27 protein-coding genes are annotated in these 22,340 nt (G+C 63.0%); 10 read left to right on the top strand and 17 right to left on the bottom strand.

Annotated elements, in window-relative coordinates; all coding sequences use genetic code 11:
• Positions 1-170: 170 nt before the first annotated feature.
• On the top strand, positions 171-635 hold the full coding sequence (locus FJ967_RS31415; RefSeq protein WP_140736201.1) for a MarR family winged helix-turn-helix transcriptional regulator: 465 nt from the start codon (positions 171-173) through the stop codon (positions 633-635).
• A 37-nt stretch (positions 636-672) separates the two neighbouring features.
• On the opposite strand, the gene FJ967_RS31410 is transcribed toward FJ967_RS31415, so the two are convergent.
• Positions 673-1,851: an MFS transporter gene (locus tag FJ967_RS31410; RefSeq protein WP_140736200.1), complete on the bottom strand. Its 1,179-nt coding sequence runs from the start codon at positions 1,849-1,851 to the stop codon at positions 673-675.
• A gap of 194 nt (positions 1,852-2,045) precedes the next feature.
• Between FJ967_RS31410 and FJ967_RS31405 the strand changes: the two genes are divergently transcribed.
• Positions 2,046-2,402, top strand: coding sequence for a helix-turn-helix transcriptional regulator (locus tag FJ967_RS31405; protein ID WP_140736199.1), 357 nt, complete (start codon positions 2,046-2,048; stop codon positions 2,400-2,402).
• Positions 2,403-2,450: 48 nt separating this feature from the next.
• On the opposite strand, the gene FJ967_RS31400 is transcribed toward FJ967_RS31405, so the two are convergent.
• On the bottom strand, positions 2,451-2,921 hold the full coding sequence (locus FJ967_RS31400; RefSeq protein ID WP_140736198.1) for a nucleoside deaminase: 471 nt from the start codon (positions 2,919-2,921) through the stop codon (positions 2,451-2,453).
• A gap of 175 nt (positions 2,922-3,096) precedes the next feature.
• On the opposite strand from FJ967_RS31400, the gene FJ967_RS31395 reads away from it, so the two are divergent.
• The 3 genes from FJ967_RS31395 to carB all read left to right on the top strand — a co-directional run bounded on the left by FJ967_RS31395 (position 3,097) and on the right by carB (position 9,030).
• A complete protein-coding gene (locus FJ967_RS31395; RefSeq protein ID WP_140736197.1) occupies positions 3,097-3,852 on the top strand; it encodes a metallophosphoesterase family protein in 756 nt (251 codons plus the stop codon).
• A gap of 149 nt (positions 3,853-4,001) precedes the next feature.
• The gene (locus FJ967_RS33860) at positions 4,002-5,228 is read left to right on the top strand and encodes an SH3 domain-containing protein (protein WP_246675453.1); all 1,227 of its coding nucleotides are present in this window, start codon (positions 4,002-4,004) and stop codon (positions 5,226-5,228) included.
• Between the two features lie 310 nt (positions 5,229-5,538).
• Entirely contained in the window at positions 5,539-9,030 is a 3,492-nt protein-coding gene (gene carB / locus FJ967_RS31375) for a carbamoyl-phosphate synthase large subunit (protein ID WP_140736196.1), read from the top strand.
• 4 nt (positions 9,031-9,034) lie between these two features.
• Here carB and FJ967_RS31370 read toward each other — a convergent pair whose 3' ends face one another.
• The 5 genes from FJ967_RS31370 to FJ967_RS31350 all read right to left on the bottom strand — a co-directional run bounded on the left by FJ967_RS31370 (position 9,035) and on the right by FJ967_RS31350 (position 12,681).
• Positions 9,035-9,625, bottom strand: coding sequence for a Swt1 family HEPN domain-containing protein (locus tag FJ967_RS31370; protein WP_140736195.1), 591 nt, complete (start codon positions 9,623-9,625; stop codon positions 9,035-9,037).
• The gene (locus FJ967_RS31365; protein ID WP_140736194.1) at positions 9,622-10,320 is read right to left on the bottom strand and encodes a DUF5343 domain-containing protein; all 699 of its coding nucleotides are present in this window, start codon (positions 10,318-10,320) and stop codon (positions 9,622-9,624) included. Before FJ967_RS31365 ends, FJ967_RS31370 begins: the two co-directional genes overlap by 4 nt.
• Before the next feature lie 183 nt (positions 10,321-10,503).
• On the bottom strand, positions 10,504-10,896 hold the full coding sequence (locus tag FJ967_RS31360) for a RidA family protein (RefSeq protein ID WP_140736193.1): 393 nt from the start codon (positions 10,894-10,896) through the stop codon (positions 10,504-10,506).
• A gap of 130 nt (positions 10,897-11,026) precedes the next feature.
• Positions 11,027-12,178, bottom strand: a complete 1,152-nt coding sequence (locus tag FJ967_RS31355) for a branched-chain amino acid ABC transporter substrate-binding protein (RefSeq protein WP_181176213.1) — start codon at positions 12,176-12,178, stop codon at positions 11,027-11,029.
• Between the two features lie 110 nt (positions 12,179-12,288).
• Positions 12,289-12,681: a RidA family protein gene (locus tag FJ967_RS31350; protein ID WP_140736191.1), complete on the bottom strand. Its 393-nt coding sequence runs from the start codon at positions 12,679-12,681 to the stop codon at positions 12,289-12,291.
• Between the two features lie 137 nt (positions 12,682-12,818).
• On the opposite strand from FJ967_RS31350, the gene FJ967_RS31345 reads away from it, so the two are divergent.
• Complete coding sequence (locus tag FJ967_RS31345; protein WP_140736190.1) at positions 12,819-13,844, top strand: outer membrane beta-barrel protein; 1,026 nt, start codon at positions 12,819-12,821, stop codon at positions 13,842-13,844.
• Positions 13,845-13,878: 34 nt separating this feature from the next.
• On the opposite strand, the gene FJ967_RS31340 is transcribed toward FJ967_RS31345, so the two are convergent.
• From FJ967_RS31340 to FJ967_RS31325, 5 genes are all read right to left on the bottom strand, one after another.
• Positions 13,879-14,343 carry a cupin domain-containing protein gene (locus FJ967_RS31340; protein WP_140736189.1) on the bottom strand — a complete coding sequence of 155 codons (465 nt, stop codon included), beginning with the start codon at positions 14,341-14,343 and terminating at the stop codon, positions 13,879-13,881.
• 122 nt (positions 14,344-14,465) lie between these two features.
• Positions 14,466-15,008, bottom strand: coding sequence for a DUF4142 domain-containing protein (locus tag FJ967_RS31335; protein WP_140736188.1), 543 nt, complete (start codon positions 15,006-15,008; stop codon positions 14,466-14,468).
• Between the two features lie 121 nt (positions 15,009-15,129).
• Positions 15,130-15,474 carry a YhjD/YihY/BrkB family envelope integrity protein gene (locus FJ967_RS34120; protein ID WP_348643133.1) on the bottom strand — a complete coding sequence of 115 codons (345 nt, stop codon included), beginning with the start codon at positions 15,472-15,474 and terminating at the stop codon, positions 15,130-15,132.
• Complete coding sequence (locus FJ967_RS34115; RefSeq protein WP_348643134.1) at positions 15,471-16,094, bottom strand: YihY/virulence factor BrkB family protein; 624 nt, start codon at positions 16,092-16,094, stop codon at positions 15,471-15,473. The genes FJ967_RS34120 and FJ967_RS34115 overlap by 4 nt, the downstream gene beginning before the upstream one ends.
• 230 nt (positions 16,095-16,324) lie before the next feature.
• Positions 16,325-16,747 carry a pyridoxamine 5'-phosphate oxidase family protein gene (locus FJ967_RS31325; protein WP_140736187.1) on the bottom strand — a complete coding sequence of 141 codons (423 nt, stop codon included), beginning with the start codon at positions 16,745-16,747 and terminating at the stop codon, positions 16,325-16,327.
• Positions 16,748-16,854: 107 nt separating this feature from the next.
• Here FJ967_RS31325 and FJ967_RS31320 point away from each other — a divergent pair, with 107 nt between their 5' ends.
• Positions 16,855-17,073, top strand: a complete 219-nt coding sequence (locus FJ967_RS31320) for a DUF2945 domain-containing protein (RefSeq protein WP_140736186.1) — start codon at positions 16,855-16,857, stop codon at positions 17,071-17,073.
• Positions 17,074-17,083: 10 nt separating this feature from the next.
• Here the strand turns inward: FJ967_RS31320 and FJ967_RS31315 are convergent, their stop codons facing one another.
• Positions 17,084-17,827, bottom strand: a complete 744-nt coding sequence (locus FJ967_RS31315; RefSeq protein ID WP_140736185.1) for a DUF899 family protein — start codon at positions 17,825-17,827, stop codon at positions 17,084-17,086.
• 94 nt (positions 17,828-17,921) lie between these two features.
• Complete coding sequence (locus FJ967_RS31310) at positions 17,922-18,440, bottom strand: phage tail protein (RefSeq protein ID WP_140736184.1); 519 nt, start codon at positions 18,438-18,440, stop codon at positions 17,922-17,924.
• A 140-nt stretch (positions 18,441-18,580) separates the two neighbouring features.
• On the opposite strand from FJ967_RS31310, the gene FJ967_RS31305 reads away from it, so the two are divergent.
• Positions 18,581-18,919: a hypothetical protein gene (locus FJ967_RS31305; protein WP_140736183.1), complete on the top strand. Its 339-nt coding sequence runs from the start codon at positions 18,581-18,583 to the stop codon at positions 18,917-18,919.
• Here FJ967_RS31305 and FJ967_RS31300 read toward each other — a convergent pair whose 3' ends face one another.
• Together FJ967_RS31300 and FJ967_RS31295 are read right to left on the bottom strand one after the other, a co-directional pair.
• The gene (locus FJ967_RS31300) at positions 18,920-19,408 is read right to left on the bottom strand and encodes a GNAT family N-acetyltransferase (protein WP_140736182.1); all 489 of its coding nucleotides are present in this window, start codon (positions 19,406-19,408) and stop codon (positions 18,920-18,922) included.
• A gap of 5 nt (positions 19,409-19,413) precedes the next feature.
• Entirely contained in the window at positions 19,414-20,385 is a 972-nt protein-coding gene (locus FJ967_RS31295) for a lytic transglycosylase domain-containing protein (RefSeq protein WP_140736181.1), read from the bottom strand.
• A 182-nt stretch (positions 20,386-20,567) separates the two neighbouring features.
• Between FJ967_RS31295 and FJ967_RS31290 the strand changes: the two genes are divergently transcribed.
• The gene (locus FJ967_RS31290) at positions 20,568-21,137 is read left to right on the top strand and encodes a methylated-DNA--[protein]-cysteine S-methyltransferase (protein ID WP_140736180.1); all 570 of its coding nucleotides are present in this window, start codon (positions 20,568-20,570) and stop codon (positions 21,135-21,137) included.
• 63 nt (positions 21,138-21,200) lie between these two features.
• Here FJ967_RS31290 and FJ967_RS31285 read toward each other — a convergent pair whose 3' ends face one another.
• A complete protein-coding gene (locus FJ967_RS31285) occupies positions 21,201-21,527 on the bottom strand; it encodes a hypothetical protein (RefSeq protein WP_140736179.1) in 327 nt (108 codons plus the stop codon).
• A 280-nt stretch (positions 21,528-21,807) separates the two neighbouring features.
• Here FJ967_RS31285 and FJ967_RS31280 point away from each other — a divergent pair, with 280 nt between their 5' ends.
• Positions 21,808-22,020: a cold-shock protein gene (locus FJ967_RS31280; RefSeq protein WP_140736178.1), complete on the top strand. Its 213-nt coding sequence runs from the start codon at positions 21,808-21,810 to the stop codon at positions 22,018-22,020.
• Positions 22,021-22,340: the final 320 nt, after the last annotated feature.

Genomic DNA, 22,340 nt, shown 5'->3' with positions numbered 1-22,340 from the left:
TTCTTCGCTGTCATTCGGCTTCGATGTCGGAAGCCAGGCCTCATTCGAATTGCAATTAGTGGCATATGCCACTTTCTGCGAAGTAGGTATATGCCACTATCTTGTCAACGGCGGCGGCGAAAACTATTTCTGCGGCAGGCTGGCGCATTCTTCGCCGGCGAGGAGTTGACATGACCGATCTTCAGCAGCCCGGATTCAGCCGGTGCAACAATGCCACCTTGCGGCGCACCGCGCGCCGGCTCGGGCGCTTCTACGATGAAGCGCTGGCGCCTTCTGGACTGAAGGGCACGCAGTTCGGCCTGCTCTTTCAGATCAGCGTCAGCGGCGAACCGGCCATGGGAGCCATTGCCGAGGCGCTGATCATGGATCTATCGGCACTCGGCCACACGCTGAAGCCGCTGGTTCGCGACGGCTATGTCGAAACCTTCCCGGACAAGGACGACCGTCGGGTCAAACGCGTGCGCCTGACGCCGGTCGGCCAGGCCAAGCTCGACGAGGCAATCAAGCTGTGGAGCGTCGCCCAGCAGCAGTTCGAGGCGAGGATCGGCACGGAGCAGGCCGCGAAACTGCGCGCCACACTCGACGGGGTGGCGGCGCTGGACCTCGAAATGCCGGCGGCCGCTCCTTCGAGGTGAAGCAGCGGCCGCGCAAAAAATGGAAGTCCTGGCCGGTCTACTCCGCCGGCATGGCGACGGGCCGGGCAAATGCCCTTCCCGCCAGCACGATGCCGAGCCCGATGACCGGGAAGGCAGCCGCGATCAGGCCGAGATCGGCCGGCGCGCCGTAGCGCAGCACCGCCCCGCCGACCACCGCGCCGAGCGCGACGCCGAGATAGAGCGCGGACGCGTTGAGCGACAGCACGATCGGGGCCGCGTCGGGCGCGAGCTTGATGATGCGGCTGGCTTGCGCCGGCGGGAAGGCCCAGCCGACGATGCCCCACGGCACCATCATGCCCATAAGCGCCGGTCCCGCGAGATGATGCGGCAGGAAGGACGGGATCAGCGAGAAGGTGACCAGCATGGCGGCACTCAGCGCCAGCGACCAGCCGACGGTGCGCGTCGCGCCGAAACGGTCGGCGGCCTGGCCACCGGCGATGTTGCCGATGACGGCGCCGGCGCCAAAGGCGAGCAGCATGCCCGGCAGCGCGATCGGCGACAGCCCGGCGCCTTCGATGGCCAGTGGCGCGATGAAGCTGAACACGGTGAACGCACCGATGAGCGCAAGCGCCGTCGTCACCAGGATCGGCATCACGCCGGGACGCATGGCCGCCGCCAGCCGGCGCTTCAGCGGCAGCCTGGTGCCGATGATGCCGCGCGGCAGCCTCCACCAGAGAATGGCGCCTGAAAGCGCGCCAAGGCCGGCAATGGCGTAGAAAGTGCCGCGCCAGCCGGCGATGGCCGCGACCAGCGCGCCAAGGGGCGCGCCGACGGCGACGGCCACCGTGGTGCCGCCGACGACGACGGCGATGGCGCGGGCCCGGTGATGGTCATCGACCAGCGCCACGGCCGTGCCTTGCGCGGTCGCCGCGAACAGGCCCGACGACAGCGCCATGATGATGCGTGCGACAAGCAGCACTTCGAAGGAGGAACTGAGGGCGGCGACGACATTGCCGATGACGAAGAACACCAGCGTCCACAGGATGACGCGGCGCCGGTCCCATTCGCCCGTCAGCGTCGCCAGAACTGGCGTGCCGATCGCATAGGCGAGCGCGAAGGCGGTGATGAGCGAACCGGCGAGCGGCACGGAGATGCCGGCATCCCTGGCGATGTCGGGCAGAAGGCTGGAGATGACGAAGCCCTCGGTCGAGATCGCGAACGACCCGAGCGCAAGCCAGAAGATCCGCTTGTCCATGGCGATATGTCCTTAGTTCAAAAGTTATTGAACAATTGGACATAGCGGGCCATAATGTCAATGAAGCCAGGGCAAAATAGCTGAACCATGCTGACAGCCCTGTGTCAGGACCGTCGTGAAAAGGAGAAACGGTTGATAGGGCCGAGCAGGATCGACGCGTTGAAATCGGCCCGAACTGTGCTTAGGTTCCAGCCATGACGCTACCCCACCCCAATACGGACCAGATCAGCCTGCCCATCGTGCTCGGCGTGCTCGGAGACCCGACGCGGCTCGCCATCGTGCGTTATCTCGCCAGCAAGGAAGGCGTGCCGCTGAACTGCAGCCAGTTTCTCGACCTCGCCTCCAAGACCAACCTCAGCTATCACCTGGCCAAATTGCGCGAGGCCGGCGTCACTCGCGCCGAAGTGGTCGGCACCAACCGCATGATCACGCTGCGCCGCGCCGACCTCGACGCCCGCTTCCCCGGCCTCATCGACAGCGTCATCGCCGCGGCGGTGGACGACCCGGCGCTGCCTGCCGTCGGCGGGCACGATCTGGAAATGCCTGCCTGAGGTCGCTACCCGACAGATAGCTGGTCGTCTTCCGGCCTGACAGCCGATCTAGCGCTGCCAGAACCCGATATGCGGGGCGACAAGCTCCTCCTCTATCTCGGGGAACGGGCCGTGGACCTCGATCTGCTTCTGACCGGAGCCGAGAACCGTACGCGACGCGAGGTTCATTGTCGGATTCTCGGCGTGGTTGCCGGTCAGCGCGAGAAGCTTGGTCTCCTCGACGCCGTAGACCAGCCGGCCGATATTTGCCCAGTAGAACGTTCCGGCGCACATCGCACAGGGTTCGCCGGTTGAGACCAGCGTGCAGGACCAGAGGAAATCCGGCGGATAGGCGTCGGCGGCACGCCGGCAAAGTTCGGTTTCGGCATGGCGCACGGTGTTGATGTTGCCTTGCCGCATCAGGACGCGATCGTCGGGGCCGACGAGCACACAGCCGAAAGGATGGTGTCCATGCGCGGCAGTCTCGCGCGCCACATCATTGGCGGCGCGGAGGTGGGCGAACATCTGGTCACGGGTCATCGATTTTCCCCAGATGAGTTCTGGAACGGCAAGGACGGTAGCAGGCGGCATGCTTTCGCGATAGCACCTGTCGGCTGCGCGGCGTCTCTATCGATCCCAAGGGCTTGATAACAAAGGCTTGATAGCCAATGTTGGCAGCGAGGCTCCAACGGGGCCGCACCACCCGGAGCCTCCCATGCGCATAGCAGTCCTCGCCGACATCCATGGCAACGTCCTCGCCCTCGACACCGTGCTCGAGGATCTGGCGCGGCGCGGCGGGGCCGATCTCAGCGTCAATCTCGGCGACAGCGTTTCCGGGCCGCTCTGGCCACGCGAGACGTTTGAGCGGCTGCAGGCGCTGAACCTGCCGACGGTGCGCGGCAACCATGACCGCCGCGTCGCCGTCGACCCGGCCGACGAGACCATGTGGGCGTCCGACGTCTATGCGCAGCAGCGGCTGACAATGGCGCAGCGCGAGGCGCTGTCTGCCCAGCCGCTCACCCTGGAGATCGCGCCCGGCATCGTCGCCTTCCATGCCCGTCCCGACCATGACGAAAAATACTTGCTCGACGCGGTCGTCGACGGCCGGCTGGTGCGCGCGCCACTGGCCGCGATCCGGCACCGGCTGGGCGGGCTGGATCCGAAATACCGCATCGCGCTGTGCGGCCACAGCCACCGCGCGGAGTTGGTCCGCATCCCCGATGGCCCCGTCATCTTCAATCCGGGCAGCATCGGCTGTCCCGCCTATGACGATTCCACCCCGCCGGCGCATGTCTCCGAGCAGGGCTCGCCGCACGCCCGCTATGGCATCGTCACCTTGGGCGGTGCCGGCCAGCCCGACCGCTTCGAGATGATCGCGGTGGACTACGACCATGAGGCGGCGGCGCGTCAGGCCGAACAGGCGGGGCGCCCGGAATGGGCGCACGGGCTGCGCACCGGCTTCATGCCGTGAGCCGTCACCATGGGTCGCCACGATGGCGCGTCGCCATGGTTCACTTGAATTTTCAGGCTTACATGGCGGCGCGTCGTCCCTTATAAAACCGGCCGGACATGCGGCGAGCGCGCCGCGACATGGTGATTTGAGTATCGGCGCACGGCCCAATGAAGAGGCGCACTGTTACGCTCCACAGGAATTTGCATGCGCTGATTGCCGCCGCTCCGCTGCTGATGGCGGCGTGGCCGGCTGTTGTCCCGGCGCATGCCGAGGAGGCGCCCTTCATCTCCATCGTCACCGGGCTCGCCCCAGACGATCTCCTCAATGTCCGCGCCAAGCCATCGCCGCTCGGCAAGACCGAGACGCGCCTGGCCGCCGGCGCCAGCGTCAGGAACCTCGGCTGCAACGAGATCGAGGGCCACCCCTGGTGCAAGGTTGAATCGGACAATCCCAAAGCCAACGGCTGGGCCCCGGCGCGCTATCTCGTTCCGGTCAACCCGGCGACGGTGCCTGTCGATCAGGCTGGAGAGGCGCCCGCCGTCGCCATGGCCGCCGATACCAGCCAGAAATCCGACGCCGCGACGCCTGCCGCCGGCGCCGCTCCCGTGGCCGGCGCGACACCAGCGGCCGAGGCCGCCAGCCCGGTCGTTCAACCGCCCCCCGCGCCACCCGATCTGACAGCACGGCTCGGCGGGGTCTCCCACCCGGCCGCGTCAGCCGAACCGCCGGTGAAATCGGCGGCCGCCACCGCTATGCAGGATGCCTATGGCCTGGCTCTGGCCGCGCAGGACAATCCGACGACCAGTGAAATCAAGAGCCCGATCGAGGCTCCGGCGCCAGCGCCGGTAGCCGCCGCCACAGTCACGCCCGCGCCGGCCGAAGCCGTGGCCGTGGCCTCCGCCCCTGAAGCACCTGTCGGGAAAGCCGACCAGCAGCCGGTGCAGGAAGCCGCCGCCGAACCGGCAGACGACGCCGGGCCGGCAGCGGGTGAGGCCCCGGCACAACAGGCGAAGGGCATTCCGGTCCCGACGCCGCGCCCAGGCAAAAGAGCCGAAGAACCCGCCATCGACCCGCAGACCGTGGCGCGGGTGGAGCCGCCGCAACCCCTGGCGCATGCGCCGGATGCGACGGGCGAGATCCCCTGCGCGCGCTATGTCGGCCAGCCGATGACGCGCTGCGAGATCAGTGTCGTGCGCAACGGTTCCGACAAGGCCGACGTCACCGTGACTTGGCCCGACGGCGGCACGCGCGTCATCTCCTTCTACGCCGGCCAGCCCGCCGGCTCCAACTCGCGCAGCGACTTCCGCTTCACAAGGGAAGGCAACCTCAACATGATCCGCGTCGGCGTGTCGGAGCGGTTCGAGATCACGGACCAGCTGGCGCTGGGGGATTAGGTGTTAGGCAACAGGGATTAGCAAGGAGCGTCACTCCCTACTCCCTACTCCCTACTCCCTACTCCCGCATTTTCGGGGTTACATCCGCCAGAACTCTTCTCCCTACTCCAAACTCCCTACTCCCTACTCCCTACTCCCTACTCCCTACTCCCTACTCCCTACTCCCTACTCCCGCATTTTCGGGGTTACATCCGCCAGAACTCTTCCCTATAAGGCCCTCCTAGCCTGATACCAGAATCGCGAGCGCAACCGGCCGGGTCTTCCCGTCCCGGTTTTTTGTGCAAGCCCGCTGCCGAACGGAATTTCGAACATGCCAAGACGCACCGACATCAAGTCGATCCTGATCATCGGGGCCGGCCCCATCGTCATCGGCCAGGCCTGCGAGTTCGACTATTCCGGCACCCAGGCCTGCAAGGCGCTGAAGGAGGAAGGCTTCCGCGTCATCCTGGTCAATTCCAACCCGGCCACCATCATGACCGACCCGGAACTGGCCGACGCCACCTATATCGAGCCGATCACGCCTGAAGTGGTGGCCAAGATCATCGCCAAGGAGCGGCCGGATGCGCTGTTGCCGACGATGGGCGGCCAGACCGCGCTCAACACCGCACTGTCGCTGCGCCGCATGGGCGTGCTGGAGCGCTATCAGGTCGAGATGATCGGCGCCGACGCCACGGCCATCGACAAGGCCGAGGACCGGGCGCTGTTTCGCGAGGCGATGAAGAAGATCGGGCTCGAAACCCCGAAGTCGATGCTGGCCAACGCCACCGACGTCAAGAATGCCGACCGCAAGACGCACGAGGCCGAGCGCGCCGCGCTGAAGGCCGAGAAGCCCGAGAACCTCGACGCGGCACTGGACGCGCTGGAAACCCGCTGGAACCTCGGCGAAGGCGACCGCAAGCAGCGCTACATCAGCCATGGCATGGCGATTGCCGCCCAGGCGCTCGACCATGTCGGCCTGCCGGCCATCATCCGCCCGTCCTTCACCATGGGCGGCACCGGCGGCGGCATCGCCTACAACAGGGCCGAATTCTACGACATCGTCCAGTCCGGCCTCGACGCCTCGCCGACCACCGAAGTGCTGATCGAGGAGAGCGTGCTTGGCTGGAAGGAGTATGAGATGGAGGTCGTCCGCGACAAGGCGGACAATTGCATCATCGTCTGCTCGATCGAGAACATCGATCCGATGGGCGTGCACACGGGCGATTCCATCACCGTCGCGCCGGCGCTGACCTTGACCGACAAGGAATACCAGATGATGCGCAACGCCTCGATCGCGGTGCTGCGCGAGATCGGCGTCGAGACCGGCGGCTCCAACGTGCAATTCGCCGTCAACCCGGCGGACGGCCGCCTCGTCGTCATCGAGATGAACCCGCGCGTGTCTCGCTCGTCGGCACTGGCTTCGAAGGCCACCGGTTTCCCAATCGCCAAGATCGCGGCCAAGCTTGCCGTCGGCTACACGCTGGACGAGCTGGAGAACGACATCACCGGCGGCGCCACGCCCGCCTCCTTCGAGCCGTCGATCGATTATGTCGTCACCAAGATCCCGCGTTTCGCCTTCGAGAAATTCCCCGGCGCCGAGCCGGTGCTGACGACGGCCATGAAGTCGGTCGGCGAAGTCATGGCCATCGGCCGCACCTTCCAGGAATCGCTGCAGAAGGCGCTTCGCGGTCTCGAAACCGGTCTCACCGGCCTCGACGAGATCGAGATCCCCGGCCTGGGTTCCGCCAACAGCGCCGACGACCGCAACGCCATCCGCGCCGCATTGGGCACGCCGACACCCGACCGGTTGCGCATGGTGGCGCAGGCGATCCGCATGGGCACCTCGCTGGAAGACGTGCACGCCATGTGCAAGATCGACCCGTGGTTCCTCGAGCAGATCGCGGGCATCCTCGCCATGGAAGCCCGCGTGCGCGAGCACGGCCTGCCGCAGGACGCGGTCAATCTGCGCATGCTGAAGGCGATGGGCTTCTCCGACGCCCGCCTCGCGTCACTGACGAAGACCGACGCCGAAGTCGTTCAGAAGATTCGCGAAAAGCTCGACGTTCATCCGGTTTATAAGCGCATCGACACCTGCGCGGCCGAGTTCGCCTCGCCCACCGCCTACATGTACTCGACCTACGAAGTGCCCTTCGCCGGCGCACTTGCCAACGAAGCCCAGGTTTCATCGCGGAAAAAGGTCGTCATCCTCGGCGGCGGTCCGAACCGCATCGGCCAGGGCATCGAGTTCGACTATTGCTGCTGCCACGCGGCGTTTGCCCTGCGCGACGCCGGCTATGAAGCGATCATGATCAACTGCAACCCGGAGACGGTCTCGACCGACTACGACACGTCGGACCGGCTCTATTTCGATCCACTGACGGCGGAAGACGTGCTGGAGATCCTGCGCGCCGAGCAGGCGTCTGGCGAACTGGTCGGCGTCATCGTGCAGTTCGGCGGCCAGACGCCGCTGAAGCTGGCGGATGCGCTGGAGAAAGCCGGCATCCCGATCCTCGGCACCTCGCCCGACATGATCGATCTGGCCGAGGACCGCGACCGCTTCCAGAAGCTCCTGCACAAGCTGAACCTCAGCCAGCCGAAGAACGGCATCGCCTATTCGGTCGAGCAGGCCCGCCTCGTCGCCGGCGAGCTCGGCTTCCCCCTGGTGGTGCGCCCGTCCTATGTGCTGGGCGGCCGCGCCATGCAGATCATCCATGACGAGGGCATGCTGCAGACCTACCTGCTCGACACCGTGCCCGGCCTGGTGCCGGAGGACATCAAGCAGAAATACCCCAACGACAAGACCGGCCAGATCAACACGCTGCTGGGAAAAAACCCGCTGCTGTTCGACACCTATCTCTCAGGCGCCATCGAGGTCGATGTCGACTGCCTCTGCGATCGCCACGCGACTTTCGTCTCGGGCATTCTGGAGCACATCGAGGAGGCCGGCATCCATTCGGGCGACTCGGCCTGCTCGCTGCCGGTGCATTCGCTGCCATCGGACCTCGTCGACGAGCTGGAGCGCCAGACGGCCGCACTTGCCCGCGCGCTCAATGTCGGCGGCCTGATGAACGTGCAGTACGCGATCAAGGACGGCACGGTCTATGTGCTCGAAGTCAACCCGCGGGCGTCGCGCACCGTGCCCTTCGTCGCCAAGACCATCGGCCGTCCGATCGCCAAAATCGCCGCCCGCATCATGGCTGGCGAGACGCTGGAAGACGCCTTCGCCCATTACGGCCCGATGCCCGACCCGCGCAATCCCGGCCACATCGCGGTCAAGGAAGCTGTCTTCCCCTTCGCCCGCTTCCCCGGCGTCGACATATTGCTCGGCCCGGAAATGCGCTCGACCGGCGAGGTCATGGGCCTCGACCGCGACTTTGCGCTCGCCTTCGCCAAGAGCCAGCTCGGCGCCGGCGTCGACCTGCCGCGCTCCGGCACGCTGTTCGTCTCGGTGCGCGACGAGGACAAGAAAGGCATCTTGCCGGCGGTCAAGCGCCTGGCCGGCCTCGGCTTCAAGGTGCTGGCCACCTCAGGCACCGCCCGCTTCCTCGCCGAAAACGGCGTCGACGCCCAGAAGATCAACAAGGTGCTGGAAGGCCGCCCCCACATCGAGGACGCCATCCGCAACCGCCAGGTGCAGATCGTCTTCAACACCACGGATGGGCAAAAGGCGGTGTCGGACTCGAAGTCCCTACGCAGGGCGACGCTGATGCAGAAGGTGCCGTATTACACGACGCTGTCTGGGGCGGCTGCCGTGGCCGAGGCGATTGCGGCGCTGAAGGCGGGGAGCCTGGAGGTTCGACCGCTGCAGGAGTATTTTGCTTAAGAGGCTAACGTGGGCCTGCCATAACCCGAAACCAGTCTTTGATAGTGAGATGAAGACGATCGACTTCGTCTTCGGCCAAAAAACCACAATGCGCAATCGTGCCACGTAACACGTTAAGCTGATGCAGAACCCTTGATAAGGCTGGCTGATTACTCATGATGCCAGCGAAATTCGCCCAATTCTTTCTTATTATGTCCCCAAGCTGCCCAAAGGTAGTGTAGTCTATTTCCCGCTCGGAGCGGATAGAGAGAGCCAATTCCAGTTCTCTTTTACGATTCTTATCAACCTCGTCTTTAATAAGCTGATCGACACAGGTATCCCACCAGGATCGCCCATACGATTCCTCTAACGTCTCTTGTATTATTCTTCTAATCTCGTTCTCCACGAGGTAGAACAACTCATAGTACGATGCCATCTTCGAAGCACGAGAACGGCTCTCCGCAGAAAATTGCGCGAGATGCTCGCCGTAAACCTCGGCTGCGTCGGCACGAGTCATGATCAGAGGCAAGCCATCAGCCTGATCAAATTTCTCTACTTCCGCCTGAATTACAGCGCATTTCAAAATATATAATTCCAATTTTTGAGAATCTATCATTTTATCAGATTTTCTCTAATGCTTCTAAATATCGTATTATATATCTCAATATTTGTAGTCGCAGGTAAAACCAAATTAATATGATATGAGATACCGTTGAGACTTAGCTGAGGGGCGCTAGTGCGGTCCGGTGTAGAAACCATCGAATCTGAGTTAGCGGTGGCATTCACGACGGCAGCCTTACTCTCATCGACCGCTTGAGCATACTCTTGGAATGCATTGAACGTGCCGTAAATGTATCCAACAACTTTGTCTGTACGCGTCAGCCCGGTGATGCTGACGATTGCGTCGATAATCTTGTCGCGATCGGCCTTGTGCGCGTACTGATTCCGTTTAAAAATCTCGGCAAAGCCAGTTTTTAGCGCGTGAAGTGCAGCTGAAGCCCTGCCTCCGTCAGTTTGAAAATCAGAATAATAGCTGGTAGGTGTACCGTCACTATTTAAGAACCCCACCCTTTTCAAAATTGGTATAACCGGTATTGAGCTTCCTCCAGTTATCTCAAATACAGTATTTAGGAAGTCCCTATTAAACTTAGGTGGCCTCTCACTGACAGGTATTTTCTGAATTGCTCTCTTAAAGACTCCAACACTAGACGTGTACGGCATGTTCCCAGGTATTTCTCGATTAGGCACCGCCTTCTTATCGTCTTTGACGGCCGCCTCAACTGGATTCAAGTCATTTTGCTTTTCTGCCATTTTTCTCCTCCTGCCCTATTCGAAAAAATATAAACTGACTGGCATCATATGCAATCCTCAAGCTCTAGAAATATCCCTCTATCGCTGTGCCCGACATTGGCATCCCCGCATCTGTTTTTTATACATATTGAGCGCCTGCAGTATCTTCTTGGCGAATCGTTCAAATCGTATTGGTGAAGCCCCTCACCCCACCGCCACGCACTCAATTTCGATATCGAACTCCATCGGCCAGGACGCCACCGGCACGAAACTCCGCGCCGGCGGATTCACGCTGAAATACCGGGCATAGACCCGGTTGATCGCGTTATAAAACCCCGAATTGACGGCGTAGATGCGCACCATCACCACGTTTTCCAGCGAGGTGCCGGCCGCTTCGAGGCAATGTTTCAGCGCCTTCAACGATGCCTCGGTCTGCACCTCGATGTCGCCCTTGACCAGTCTGCCGGTCAAAAGATCGAGCGGCGGCGTGCCGGAGACGAAGACCAGCCCGGCGGCCTTGGTCACCAGCGACAACGGCACGCCAAGCGCGCGCACCGCCGCCGACAGCACCGGCACTTCGATGATTTCCTTGGTCATGACGATCTCCCTGGGTTACGACGAGAAAAAACTCACGCCACCGCCGTACATTCGATCTCGACGCCACCGGCACGAAGCTGTGCGCCGGCCTTCAGCGACGTCCAAGGCAGTTCCACTTCGGGTGGCTGCCCTACTTCACCGGCTCCAGCGACAGGCCACCGTTTGCCTGTTTCGTCCAGACATACATCGCGACATCGGGCTCGCGCCTGTCGCCTTTGGCGTCGAATGTCAGATCGCCCACCACGGTCGAAATCGGCTTGCCTGACCGTATGGCGGCCGCGACAAGTCTTGGCGCCTGGACGCCCGCCATCTCCATGCCCGCCGCGATCACCTGGACGGCGGCGTAGGACTTCAGCGTATAGGCCTCGGGCTCGAACCCCTGGGCGCGAAAACGTGTGACCACGTCCTTGGCGGCCGGATTGGAGCGGTCCTCGGGCGAAAACACGATCAGGGTCCCCTGGACTGCCGGTCCGCCCAAGGCGGTCAGACCCTTGACCATGGCACCGTCGCCGGAGATGAATTGCAGATGCATGCCGGCGTCGTCATCCTGACGAATAAGCCGGCCCAACTGATCCCCAAGCCCGGCAAAGAAGACGACGTCGATCTTCGCGGCCTTCATTTTAGCGATCAGGTCGCCAAAATCGGTTTGATCATATTTGACCTTGGTGGCGAGCTTTTCAGGGTGCCCCTTTGCCCGCAGCGCGTTCCGGGCCTTGTTCGCCAGGCCGTCGCCATAGGGCGTACCATCGCTTACGATGGCCAGATTCCCGTTTGCGAAATGATCCACCATATACTTACCGGCAAACGTCCCTTGAACATCGTCACGGCCCGCTGTGCGGATCACATTCCAGAGTTTGAATTCGGTAAGTCCGGGATTTGTGGATGCTGGACTGACCATCAGAGTGTTGTTCTTGGCGTAGATTTGCGAAGCTGGAATTGAAGACCCTGAATTGTAGTGGCCGACGACAAACCGAACCCTGTCCCTGCCAAATGCCTTTGCAATGGCGATAGCGGTGTCCGGTTTGCCCTGATCGTCGAGCACCATAAGCGCTAGCTTGCATCCCTTGATCCCGCCTTTGGCGTTGATGTCGTCCGTTGCGAGTTGAGCGCCACGGCGCATTTCCTCGCCGTAAACGGCCCAATCTCCGGTCATGGGGCCAGCCACAGCCACGGGAATATCCGGGCATGCAGCTGCCGCGAATTGGGGAACGATTGACGCCACCAATAAGCCAAAGGCCAATAGTGTAAAATGCCGACGAAGTTCAGCGCCAAAACCACCCATTTCGGTCCCCAGAAGGTATTTGGAAAGTAGTCTTCCAGGAGAGGAAGCTAACATGCGATTTCAACGGATTGAAAGCCTCCGCCGCGGCGAACGGACCCTTGCGGTCCTTCTCACCCCACCGCCACGCACTCAATCTCGATATCAAACTCCATCGGCCAGGACGCCACCGGCACGAAACTCCGCGCCGGCGGATTCACGCTAAAATACCGGGCGTAGACCCTGTTGATCGCGGTGTAGAATCCCGAATTGACGGCGTAGATGCGCACCATCACCACGTTTTCCAGCGAGGTGCCGGCCGCTTCCAGGCAGTGTTTCAGCGCCTTCAGGGATGCGTCTGTCTGGGTCTCGATGTCACCACGAACCATCTCGCCGGTCACCATGTCCACCGGCGGCGTCGCCGAGATGAATACGAAGCCATTAGCCCTCACCGCTGTCGAACAAGGCAAGCCGAGCGCCCGCACCTTGTCCGACATGACGGGCACTTCGATGACTTCCTTCTTCATGCAATCCTCCCAAGTTTCCGCCCGGCAAATCAGCCCGCATCAGAACCTATCGGTTTCGACAGGTAGCAGCAAAGACCCCCAGGCCGCATCCTTCTCTGGTGGGACGAATCCTGGATGTCTGGGCTGCGGGGGCGCTGGTGAAGACGAATAAATATCTGCTTTCGGCGGCTCTGCTGCTGGCACTGTCGGCGCCTGCAATGGCCGGAGCCGGCGGCAGCGCTTCATGGAGCGGCTTCTATGTCGGCGTGCAGGCGGGCTATGGCGCCGGCAAGTCTGGCCTCTCCATTCCGGGAGCCGGCGGAACGACCACCGAGGCCTGCGATGCCGGCTCGTTCGGCATCGTGCCGCTCTACGATGCGCCGGCGGGCAGCGTGTTCGGTTCCGCAGCGACCAACAATCAGGAGTATCCGGACAGCATCGTCGGGCAGCTTGGCCTGGTCAACAACGGCTCGGGCCTCTACATCCCGACCAACCAGGGCGCCTATGATTTTCGCGGCACCGGCGCGCCGGTGGCCAATGACGAATGCATCTACCATTCCGTCTATGCGCTCGGTCCAAACGGCGACTATTATGGCGGCCGCCAGGGAAACCCGTCACCCATCACCTATCCCGGTTTCCCCAGCGATTTCGTGCCCTCCGACGGCAACGGAACCATCGTCACCACGACGACGCCCGGCGGCGGCGATGCCGATGTCTCGGTGCGCACCAGGGGCTTCATCGGCGGTCTGCAGGCCGGTTACAACCACCTGATGGCCAACGGCTTCCTGATCGGCGCCGAGGCAGACCTGCTGCTTTCCGCCGCCGACGGCAACGAGGCGGTCGGTGCGGGAACCGTCACGGCCGACATGCAATGGCTGGGCTCGGCGCGCCTGCGCGCCGGCTTCGCCAGGGATGCCTGGCTGTTCTTCGCCACCGCCGGCGGCGCCGTCAGCGGCACCAGGGTCTCCTACTCGGCTGGCGGCGCAATCAACAGCGATTCGGCCACCAAGTTCGGCTGGACGGCGGGCGCGGGCATCGAATACGCACTGACCGAGAAAGTCTCGCTGAAGGGCGAATACAGATATTTCGATTTCGGCAGCGCCGACTATTCAATCAACGGCGCAACAATCAAGGGCTCGTCCAACTTCAACACGGTCACGGTCGGCCTGAACATCCATTTGTGAGGATCGCGACAAGCCGGTCCACTCGAGGGATGCGTCACCCCTGCCCCGGATAAGGCGTCCCGTCCTTGTGCAAAAATCGCCCGTCCGAGTTCGGGCTCATCATGTCGATGTCGGAGCAGGTGGTGACATCCTCCATGTCGCGCGAGCCGACTTCGAGATAGCGCGCGGTCGCCGCCGACCGGTTGATCATGTGGTGGCCGTTGCCGCTGTTCTTGGCGAAGGTGGCGCAGTCGCCGGCCTTGAGCAGCGTCTCGCCGCCATCCTCGACCAGCACCAGCTCCCCCTCCAATATATAGACGAGCTCGTCCTCATGGCTGTGCCAGTGGCGCTGGCTCGACCAGCCGCCCGGCGGAAGTTCCATCAGGTTGACGCCGAAATCGCTGAGCCCGCCGGCATCGCCGAGGCGCCGGCGGATGCGGGTCGCGCAAGGCTGATCGAAAGGGGCTGGATAGGGCGAGCCCTTGCGGGCGGGTACGGCGGAGAGGTCGATCCTGGGCATGCGGCACTCCGTGGTTGATACGGCAATCCTATACGGCTGCTTGCCCACGAACCATCGAAGTCAGCGCTGCCCCTCATCTGCCTGCCGGGCAATGAGAGGAAGCGCCAACGTCAAAAAGGAACTCAATGCACCGCCGCGACATCCCGCAGATGCATCTCGTGCATCTTGAGCACCTCCAGCGTCTTCTTGGCGAATTCCTTCAGCGCCGGATCGTCGCCGGACCGCGCATAGGTGGAAAACATCGCCACCGCCTGCTTGTGCGCCTCGGTCTGCACGGCGATGTACCTGGCCTGGAACGCGTCGCCGTCCAGCGCCTTGAGTTGATCGAGCATCGCCTGGTCGTTGGGCAGCAGCGGCGGGCCATCTGATGTGACCGATGCCGTGGTCTGGCGCTTTTCCAGCGCCGCCTTGAAATCCTGTCCGGCCTTGGTGTGGTCCTTGACCATCAGCTCGGCGAAATCCTTGACGTCGGCCGCGACGCCCTTCTTCAGCGCCAGCTTGCTGCTTTCGATCTCGAAGCGGTTGGCGCTGACCAGCGTTTTGGTGAACGTCTCGGTGTCGACCTTGCTCTCCGACACCGCCGGCAAGGTGCCGGCCTGCTGGGCAAAGGCTGAAGGCGCGCCGGCGAGAAGCGCCAGCATGGCAATGGCGAGATGCGGGTTCATCGAGATGCTCCGTGATGGTGTCCTCGCAGACCCAACGCGGCAGATGCGGTGAGGTTGCCAGCCGCGTCCTTTCTCCTCACATAGGAGACAAACAGCCTTGCGACCGCGGCGTGATCTGCGCCTATGAGCGACGAGGCCCGAATAGAAAGGCTGTCGCCATCGCGCTCACGCACGCCACCGCCAGCAATGCAACGGCCCCTGACGGGCCGGGCTTCGGCCGAATTGAAGCAAGGCCTTCTGAAGCGGGGCCATTTTGAACCAACCCGTTGAGGTCGGACCTGCTCCCATGTCGAACGGAATAGGCACGGGTCAACTCTGCCCCGAGCAGAAAGATTTCCGATGAATAGTAGACCCAGAGCAGTATGACGAGCAGCCCTCCGGCCGCACCGTAGGATGATGCGATCGCACTTGTGCCGATATACCAACCGATAAGCGACTTCCCCAATGTGAACAGTGCCGCCGTCACGACGGCGCGATCCCGACATCCCGCCACTCCAAGGCACGGTCCGGCAGGATCTTGTAGATCGCGGCAAACATTACAGAGATCAGCAAAAAGGAAATCAGGGTGTTTATGGCACTCAGAACAAATTCGCCGAACGGCAAATGAGCGCTGATCACACTGCCTACGGCGGAGATCGCCGCGCTCGCCACCAAGGATACCAGCAACATAAAGCCGAGGGCGGCGACCAGGCCGAGACTTGCGGCACGCGCGCGCAGAAGACGAGACAGCGAAGTCCCTTTCGCTTCGACCTTCCATATTGCATTCAGCGCCTGCTGCATCTCGCCGAACACAGCGGAGGCGGTGACGAACAGAGTGACCACGCCGATAATGGCCGCCAGGGTCCCCGATGATTTGCTGGATGCCCCTTCGAGCGCCGACTGAAGGAGTGCAGCGCTTTCTGAACCCATTAGCCCCGATATTTGAGCAGACAAAGCCAGTTGCGCCGCATCATGACCAAATGCGAGGCCAACGATCGCGACCACGATAATCAGAACCGGCGCGAGCGAGGTCGCTGCATAAAAGGCCATCGCCGCGCCATGACTGAGGGCATTGTCGTTGACAAAGCCAATCGCACTTTCCCGCACCAAGTCCCATATGTCTTTAAGTGTGGGTCGCACTTCGAGTCCGTGAAAGGGGTCGCCGTCCCCTATCAATGCAGCGGGTCTTCCAATGTTCCTGCCGACTGGAGCGGGAGCTTCACGAACAACAGCGGCCGAAGTTGAAACGCCCCGACGTCAGCGACTACGGGAACCGCCACATCACGGCTGCTCTTCGAAACGCTGTTCCCGCTTCCTGGCGTGGGGACAAGGCGTTGTCACGCCTGTAGCGTTACCTCGCCCTCGTCCTCGCCATCCCAGTAATGGGCGCGCACGGCCTCGATCCTGATCATCGCCAGGCCGGGCGTGTCGGTGCCGTTTTCGAACCAGTCGTCTATGTCCTCGTTCCAGTGTTCTTCGAAGGCGGCCTTGTCGCGGATGATCTCGGCATTGCCCTCGACCGCCACCCAGAACCCGTCATCGCCCTTGAAGGCCAACGACACGTTGGCGTCGCGCTCGATGTCTTCGACCACCTGCGACTTGTCCCAGGTGAAATAATAGGACGAGCCGTCATACTCGACATCTTGGTTGTTGCTCATCGGCCGCCCGGCGATTGCGCCGTTCTGCGTATGGGTGGACAGCATGGCGACGTCGATGGCGCGCATCTTTTCGGCAATCTCGGCGAGGCTTCTGTCGGTCATGGCATGCTCCTGTGATGGGGTGAATGGACAAGGCCAACGTCCGGTCCGGCCTTTGGTTCTCAGGAACCGTTGGCGGCGCGGAACATTCCTCTGCCGGAGGAGCCGACATGCACAAGCTGCGCAAGGGAGCGCGCGTGACCTGGAAGTGGGGCGCGCATACCGCCGACGGCAAGGTAAGCAGGAGCTTCACCAGCGAGGTGAAGCGCACGATCAAGGGCACGGAAGTGGTGCGCAAGGCGAGCCCCGAAGAGCCCGCCTACCTGATCGAACTGGCCGACGGCGACCATGTGCTGAAAAGCCATTCCGAATTGGAGCGGAAGGGCTGAAGGCCTGGCGTCAGTGACAGCAGGCTTCGCTGTACTGCAATTGTTCGTTCCAGTCCGGCCGGCCTTCCGGGGTAAAGTCCATCAGGTTCCACAGGATCTCGCAAGTGCCGATGGCGCGCGGATCCTGACCGGGCTCGGTCGGCGCGAAGCCTAGCTCCGACGACCAGAAATGCCTGATCCCGTCGCCATCCCTGCGGAACACCGACAGCAGCGGCAATTGCGCGCCATCGCCCGACTCCGCGTTGTAGTCGCGCTTGAAGCTGTTGTTGGCCGACGAGACCAGCCGCATGTTCTTCCAGCCGCGATCCCGGCCGAGCGTGACGAGGTTTTCCAGCGCCGTCTTGGCCACGACCGCGAAATTGAACCCGGCCGCCTGGAGATGCCCGACCGCGCCGTCGAACTGGTCGAGCAGCGCGGTGCAGGACGGGCATGGCTGGTCGGGCCGGGCGAGCCTGGCCGTGCCGCCGCTCGCCGCGACATCGCGCGTCTCCTGCGGGTGGCGGGGAAACATCATCTGATAGAGGATCAACGTATCCTTGCCGGGTGCGAACAGGTCCGACAGTTTGACCGCGGCGGGCTTGCCGGCGGCGTCGAGCCCGTCGAACACGTAGTCCTGCGGCACCAGCCCGCCGGGCGGCAGGGCGCGGCGCGCCTCGGCCACGTCTTCCATGGCGCGGCGCAGCTCGATTTCCTTCTTCAAAAGCTTTTCGCGCTGGGTGCGGTATCTGGCGGATTCGTTGGGAAAGGTGATCATGATCGGGCTCCTTTGTTCAGGGCGCCGGCGTCCCGGCGGGTGCTCTACGACCCAAGGACGTTTGGCCGCGACCGGTTCCCTACATTTTTGCCGATCACGGCGGATCGGTGAACATCATCTCTGTCGGCTCGGCGACATCCGTGTCGCGTTCCCAGCCCTCGTTCTCCAGCTTCATGCTCTGGATCGCCACCGCATTGGCATTGGCGTCGAGCTCGGGCAGCATCTGCACCTCCGACGGCCAGCACCGGTAGATTTTGTAAGCGATCGCGAGTTGACCGGCTTCGTTGTGGAATTCCAGGATCAGATCCTTGCGGAAATCCTTGAGCGAGATATCGCCGCTGGCCTGCAGGTCCCAGACCTTGTTGGCCCAACGCTCGAATTCGAGATCATGGGTCACCCCGCGCTCGATGGTGATCGGCTCGAAGCGGGTGATCCCGGGCGATTTACGGGTCGTGCCGGTCTCACCCCCGTCGCGATGTTCAACGACATCGGTGGTGCGTTTCAAGGCGCTGACCCTGGAAATGCCGGCCACGTAGCGGCCATCCCATTTCACCCGGAAGCGATAGTTCTTGTAGGGGTCGAAACGCTGCGGATTGACGGTGAATGGCGGCATGCCGAAACTCCTCCTTGCCCGACATCCTCATTGTCGGCCAGTCACGCGCGACGTGCAAGCGCCGGCTGCCGGATGGGAACACACCCGGCTTCCCTGCATTGTTGCAATCACGTAGGAACAGCCGATGGGAAGTCGACACGATGCACGATGACGACGAGATCGACCTGCGCTGCCCGCAAGTGGTGGCCGACAATGCCGCCAAGGGCTTGCGGTTGCGCGGCGAGTTCGGCCGTGGCGGCACCGAGATCGGGGTCGCCCGAGCCACCGAATTGAAGAACCGCCGCAACCTGTCGCCGTCCACCATCCGGCGAATGGTCAGCTACTTCGCCCGCCACGAGGTCGACAAGCGCGGCAAGAATTACGGCAATGAAGACAACCCCTCGGCCGGCTATATCGCCTGGCTCTTGTGGGGCGGCGATGAAGGCCGCGCCTGGGCGCTCGAACTCAAGAAGAAAATCGGCAACGCGCCAGATATCTGATCAGCCCGCCCACTCGACCTCGAACATGCCGAGCCTGTCGTAGAGCCGTACGGCGGCGGCACTGTCCACGGTGTTGGTTTTCAGATCGACATGGGTCGCGCCGCGACCGCGAAAGACGGCGAAGGCATGCCACATCAGCGCTTCGCCGACACCCTTGCCGCGCGCCTCGGGATGAACGACGAGGTCTTTGACATAGGCCGAAGTCCAGCACAGTGCCGCGGCCGCCAGCCGGCCCTTGGCATCGATGACGAGGAAACACAGCGCCGGGTCGAATTCCGGATCGCCGACGACACGCGGCCACCATTCCTCGAACGGGCCTTCGTCTCCATCGCCATAGACATCGCTCAGCAGGGCATGCAACGGCAGCGCGTCACCGGGCTCGAGGCCGCGCATGACGAAGCCGTCCGGCCAGTGCGGCGCGACCAGCGTCTCGTCGAGGATTTTGCGCAGCCGGATGTCGTTTGGAGCCGGCGGACGCGGTTCGGCCATCCCGATCAGGCGTCGGGCTGCGCACGCCGGCGCTTGCGGTCGACGCCGAGGCCGGTGGCCTCGAGCAGACCCTTGCGCTTGGCGTCGAAATAATAGCCGGTCTGGTAGAGCCAGTCGGCCTTCTTGGCGTTGCCGTCGGATACAAGCCAGGCGCCGCGCAGATATTTGACCGCGTATTTCAGATTGGTCTCGGCGTCGAACAGGCCCTTGGCCGGCCCGTCATAGCCCATGCCGCGGGCCGTCGCGTGCTTGATCTGCATCAGCCCCCAATGGCCGTTATTGTAGGCCTTGGGATTGTAGGTGCTTTCGCGGTTGACGACGTGGCGCACCAGGTCCACCGGCACCTGATAGAGCGCGGCGTATTTGACGATCAGCCGGTCGACCTCGCCACGCACGCCGGTGGCATGCTGTTCGGGCTCGGCCGGCGTGAGCGGCGCGGACGGGAACTGGACGAGCGCCGCCGGGTTCTGCGGCACGACATAGGCCACCTGCTGCACGCCGGGCATGGTCTTCTGGCCGCCGGCTGTCGCCGGCACGATGAGGCCGGCCGTGGTGTAGGTCTCGGCCGACTTGACCACGGGCAGGCCTGCCTTGACCGGCTGGCCGGCTTTCACCGGTGCCGGCGCCTGCCAGGCATTGGTGCCGACGACCATGATGGCGGGCACGGCCGGAGCCGCGGGCGTCGCGCCGGCAAAGGCAGCGGTCGCGGCGGCCGGCTGGGCGGCGGCCTCGCCTTCGGAAATGACGGTGGCGCCGGGCGCCAGCTCGGCGGTCTGGACAGGGGCGATGCCCGAGGATTGCGGCAGCACCGAAACCGTCTGCGGCAGCGGCACGGTGAAGCCGGCATCGCTGCCCGCGACCGTCGCGGTTTCGGTCAGGGACGGCGCGGCTTTCATCTGCGAGGTCGAGGTGCAGCCGCTCATGCCGGCAGCCGCCACGATCACGCCGATGGCGATAAGGGTTTGTTTTGCTGGCAAGCCGCGCTCGAAGTCCGGTTTGTCGGGTCGTTAAGATTTCCCTTACACCAGCGATTCCTGGCTAGCAATCGGGGCCATCTGGTGGTTTTCGGGTGGCGGGACCCAGGCAGGGATGCCATATTGTTCCTGATATGTACCGGCGGGAATCCCGGATTTCGCCGCTTTGCGGGAAGGAGCGCATCATGGAAACGACATCTTCGATCACAGCTGGCCACGCAGTGTTAGAAACAGTGATCGGCTTCATGGGTATCGCCTGGAGCGAAAAGGGCCTGATCCGGCTCTGCCTGCCCGAACGCAGCCGCGAGGCGATCGAGCGCCGGCTGATGCGTCATGCCGGCGTCTCCGCGTCCACGGCGCAGCCGAAATGGGTGGTCGATCTCATCGCTTCCATCAAGGCTTACGCCGCTGGCGAGGACGTTGATTTCACCGGCATTCCCGTCGATCTCGACGGAGTCGACGATTTCCGCCTCGCCATCTACGACGCGGCCAGAAAACTCGGCTATGGCGAGACCACCACCTATGGCGAACTCGCCAAGCGCGCCGGCCATGCCGGCCTGCCACGCGAGACCGGGGCGGCGCTCGGCGCCAATCCGGTGCCGCTGGTCATACCTTGTCACCGCATCATGGCGGCGGGCGGCAAGATCGGCGGCTTCTCGGCGCCGGGCGGCTCGGTCACCAAGGAGAAGATGCTGGCCATGGAAGGCGTGCGCGTCGGCCCGCCGCCGCCGGCGCAGGTCTCGTTCGGATTCTAGCCGAGCCGTTCAGGTCAGGTGGGCATCACCTGGAGATCGAAACACACTTTTCCTGGAATTGCCCTAGTGGCGCCTGATGAACCGGTGCCTGAAATGCTCGTTGTCGGGTCGCTTGCAATTATAGACCGGGCAGGACTTGGTGTCGGCGCTCGGCACATAGGCGCGCGTCCTCACCTCGCCCATGGTGCAGAACTGCTGGCTCTGCACATAGCGGTCGTAGAGCGGCAGCCCCGGCACACGCGCCGACTTGTAGCGCAGGATGACCGCGCCCTGCCGCGCGATCGTCGACTGCACCTTGCCGCAGCTCATACGCGTCGGGTCATAGCGCGTGATCGCCTGCGCCTGGGCAGCCACCAGCGTCAGGCAGGCGGCAAGCAGAATGGTTTTCATGGTCCTCTCCCCGGCGGATCGAAACGTGCGCGCACACTTTAACCTACCTTAACGCTTTCACGCGATTTGGGCAGCCATGGGGCGACGTTCCAATCACGGCCTTTTTACCCGGTCTTGTTTTTTGAGCGGAAGCAGCCTATATCAGCCTCGTTGATATTTCGGCCGATCGAACCGGGCCTCGCGATCTTTCGCGTTTGCTGACGTCTATCTCCAAAATCTCGATGCACACCGGCTGGATTTCGGTCTGGTCATACCAAAGCAAATGTGAAGGACTATTTTTATGGCAACTGGAACGGTCAAGTGGTTCAACGCCACCAAGGGCTTCGGCTTCATCCAGCCTGACACCGGCGGCGCGGACGTTTTCGTCCACATCTCCGCTGTCGAGCGCGCTGGTCTGTCGACCCTGGTCGAGGGCCAGAAGATCAACTTCGAGATCGAGCAGGACCGCCGCACCGGCAAGTCGTCCGCTGGTTCTCTGAGCAAGGCAGCCTGATTTTGAAAATGGCGCGCGCCGGACGAGAGTTCGGGGCGCGCGGCAAGTCACGGATGTACTGACGGTCGCGCGAGAAGCGCGCCGGAGCGGAAAGACCCGACAAGCTGGAACAGCAGATAGCTGCCAGCCCGGACCGGACGCTCCCGATCAGGCTACCGAAATGGGAAGGCGGGATTTATCCCGCCTTTTTATTTGTCTGGACCACAGCGTCCTTCTCCCCGTTCACGGGGAGAAGTGCCCCGTAGGGCGATGAGCGACTATCTGTTGTGTCAAGTTGCATTTGCGAACTCCACGCGCGCATCGCGTGCTTTTGCATTGAG

The sequence above is a fragment of the Mesorhizobium sp. B2-3-4 genome (assembly GCF_006442315.1).
Taxonomy (GTDB): domain Bacteria; phylum Pseudomonadota; class Alphaproteobacteria; order Rhizobiales; family Rhizobiaceae; genus Mesorhizobium.
Note: the sequence above shows the minus strand (reverse complement) of the source record. Positions and strands in the feature narration are given on the sequence as shown.

Coding starts and splice junctions, on each gene's coding strand:
- FJ967_RS31395 (WP_140736197.1), top strand. CDS start 3,097: ATGCGCATAGCAGTCCTCGCCGACATCCATGGCAACGTCCTCGCCCTC.
- FJ967_RS31315 (WP_140736185.1), bottom strand. CDS start 17,827: ATGATCACCTTTCCCAACGAATCCGCCAGATACCGCACCCAGCGCGAA.
- FJ967_RS31285 (WP_140736179.1), bottom strand. CDS start 21,527: ATGAAAACCATTCTGCTTGCCGCCTGCCTGACGCTGGTGGCTGCCCAG.
- FJ967_RS31405 (WP_140736199.1), top strand. CDS start 2,046: ATGACGCTACCCCACCCCAATACGGACCAGATCAGCCTGCCCATCGTG.
- FJ967_RS31355 (WP_181176213.1), bottom strand. CDS start 12,178: ATGGGTGGTTTTGGCGCTGAACTTCGTCGGCATTTTACACTATTGGCC.
- carB (WP_140736196.1), top strand. CDS start 5,539: ATGCCAAGACGCACCGACATCAAGTCGATCCTGATCATCGGGGCCGGC.
- FJ967_RS31410 (WP_140736200.1), bottom strand. CDS start 1,851: ATGGACAAGCGGATCTTCTGGCTTGCGCTCGGGTCGTTCGCGATCTCG.
- FJ967_RS33860 (WP_246675453.1), top strand. CDS start 4,002: ATGAAGAGGCGCACTGTTACGCTCCACAGGAATTTGCATGCGCTGATT.
- FJ967_RS31340 (WP_140736189.1), bottom strand. CDS start 14,343: ATGCCCAGGATCGACCTCTCCGCCGTACCCGCCCGCAAGGGCTCGCCC.
- FJ967_RS31305 (WP_140736183.1), top strand. CDS start 18,581: ATGCACGATGACGACGAGATCGACCTGCGCTGCCCGCAAGTGGTGGCC.
- FJ967_RS31360 (WP_140736193.1), bottom strand. CDS start 10,896: ATGACCAAGGAAATCATCGAAGTGCCGGTGCTGTCGGCGGCGGTGCGC.
- FJ967_RS31325 (WP_140736187.1), bottom strand. CDS start 16,747: ATGACCGACAGAAGCCTCGCCGAGATTGCCGAAAAGATGCGCGCCATC.
- FJ967_RS31335 (WP_140736188.1), bottom strand. CDS start 15,008: ATGAACCCGCATCTCGCCATTGCCATGCTGGCGCTTCTCGCCGGCGCG.
- FJ967_RS31350 (WP_140736191.1), bottom strand. CDS start 12,681: ATGAAGAAGGAAGTCATCGAAGTGCCCGTCATGTCGGACAAGGTGCGG.
- FJ967_RS31310 (WP_140736184.1), bottom strand. CDS start 18,440: ATGCCGCCATTCACCGTCAATCCGCAGCGTTTCGACCCCTACAAGAAC.
- FJ967_RS31365 (WP_140736194.1), bottom strand. CDS start 10,320: ATGGCAGAAAAGCAAAATGACTTGAATCCAGTTGAGGCGGCCGTCAAA.
- FJ967_RS31400 (WP_140736198.1), bottom strand. CDS start 2,921: ATGACCCGTGACCAGATGTTCGCCCACCTCCGCGCCGCCAATGATGTG.
- FJ967_RS31415 (WP_140736201.1), top strand. CDS start 171: ATGACCGATCTTCAGCAGCCCGGATTCAGCCGGTGCAACAATGCCACC.
- FJ967_RS31320 (WP_140736186.1), top strand. CDS start 16,855: ATGCACAAGCTGCGCAAGGGAGCGCGCGTGACCTGGAAGTGGGGCGCG.
- FJ967_RS31300 (WP_140736182.1), bottom strand. CDS start 19,408: ATGGCCGAACCGCGTCCGCCGGCTCCAAACGACATCCGGCTGCGCAAA.
- FJ967_RS31280 (WP_140736178.1), top strand. CDS start 21,808: ATGGCAACTGGAACGGTCAAGTGGTTCAACGCCACCAAGGGCTTCGGC.
- FJ967_RS31290 (WP_140736180.1), top strand. CDS start 20,568: ATGGAAACGACATCTTCGATCACAGCTGGCCACGCAGTGTTAGAAACA.
- FJ967_RS31370 (WP_140736195.1), bottom strand. CDS start 9,625: ATGATAGATTCTCAAAAATTGGAATTATATATTTTGAAATGCGCTGTA.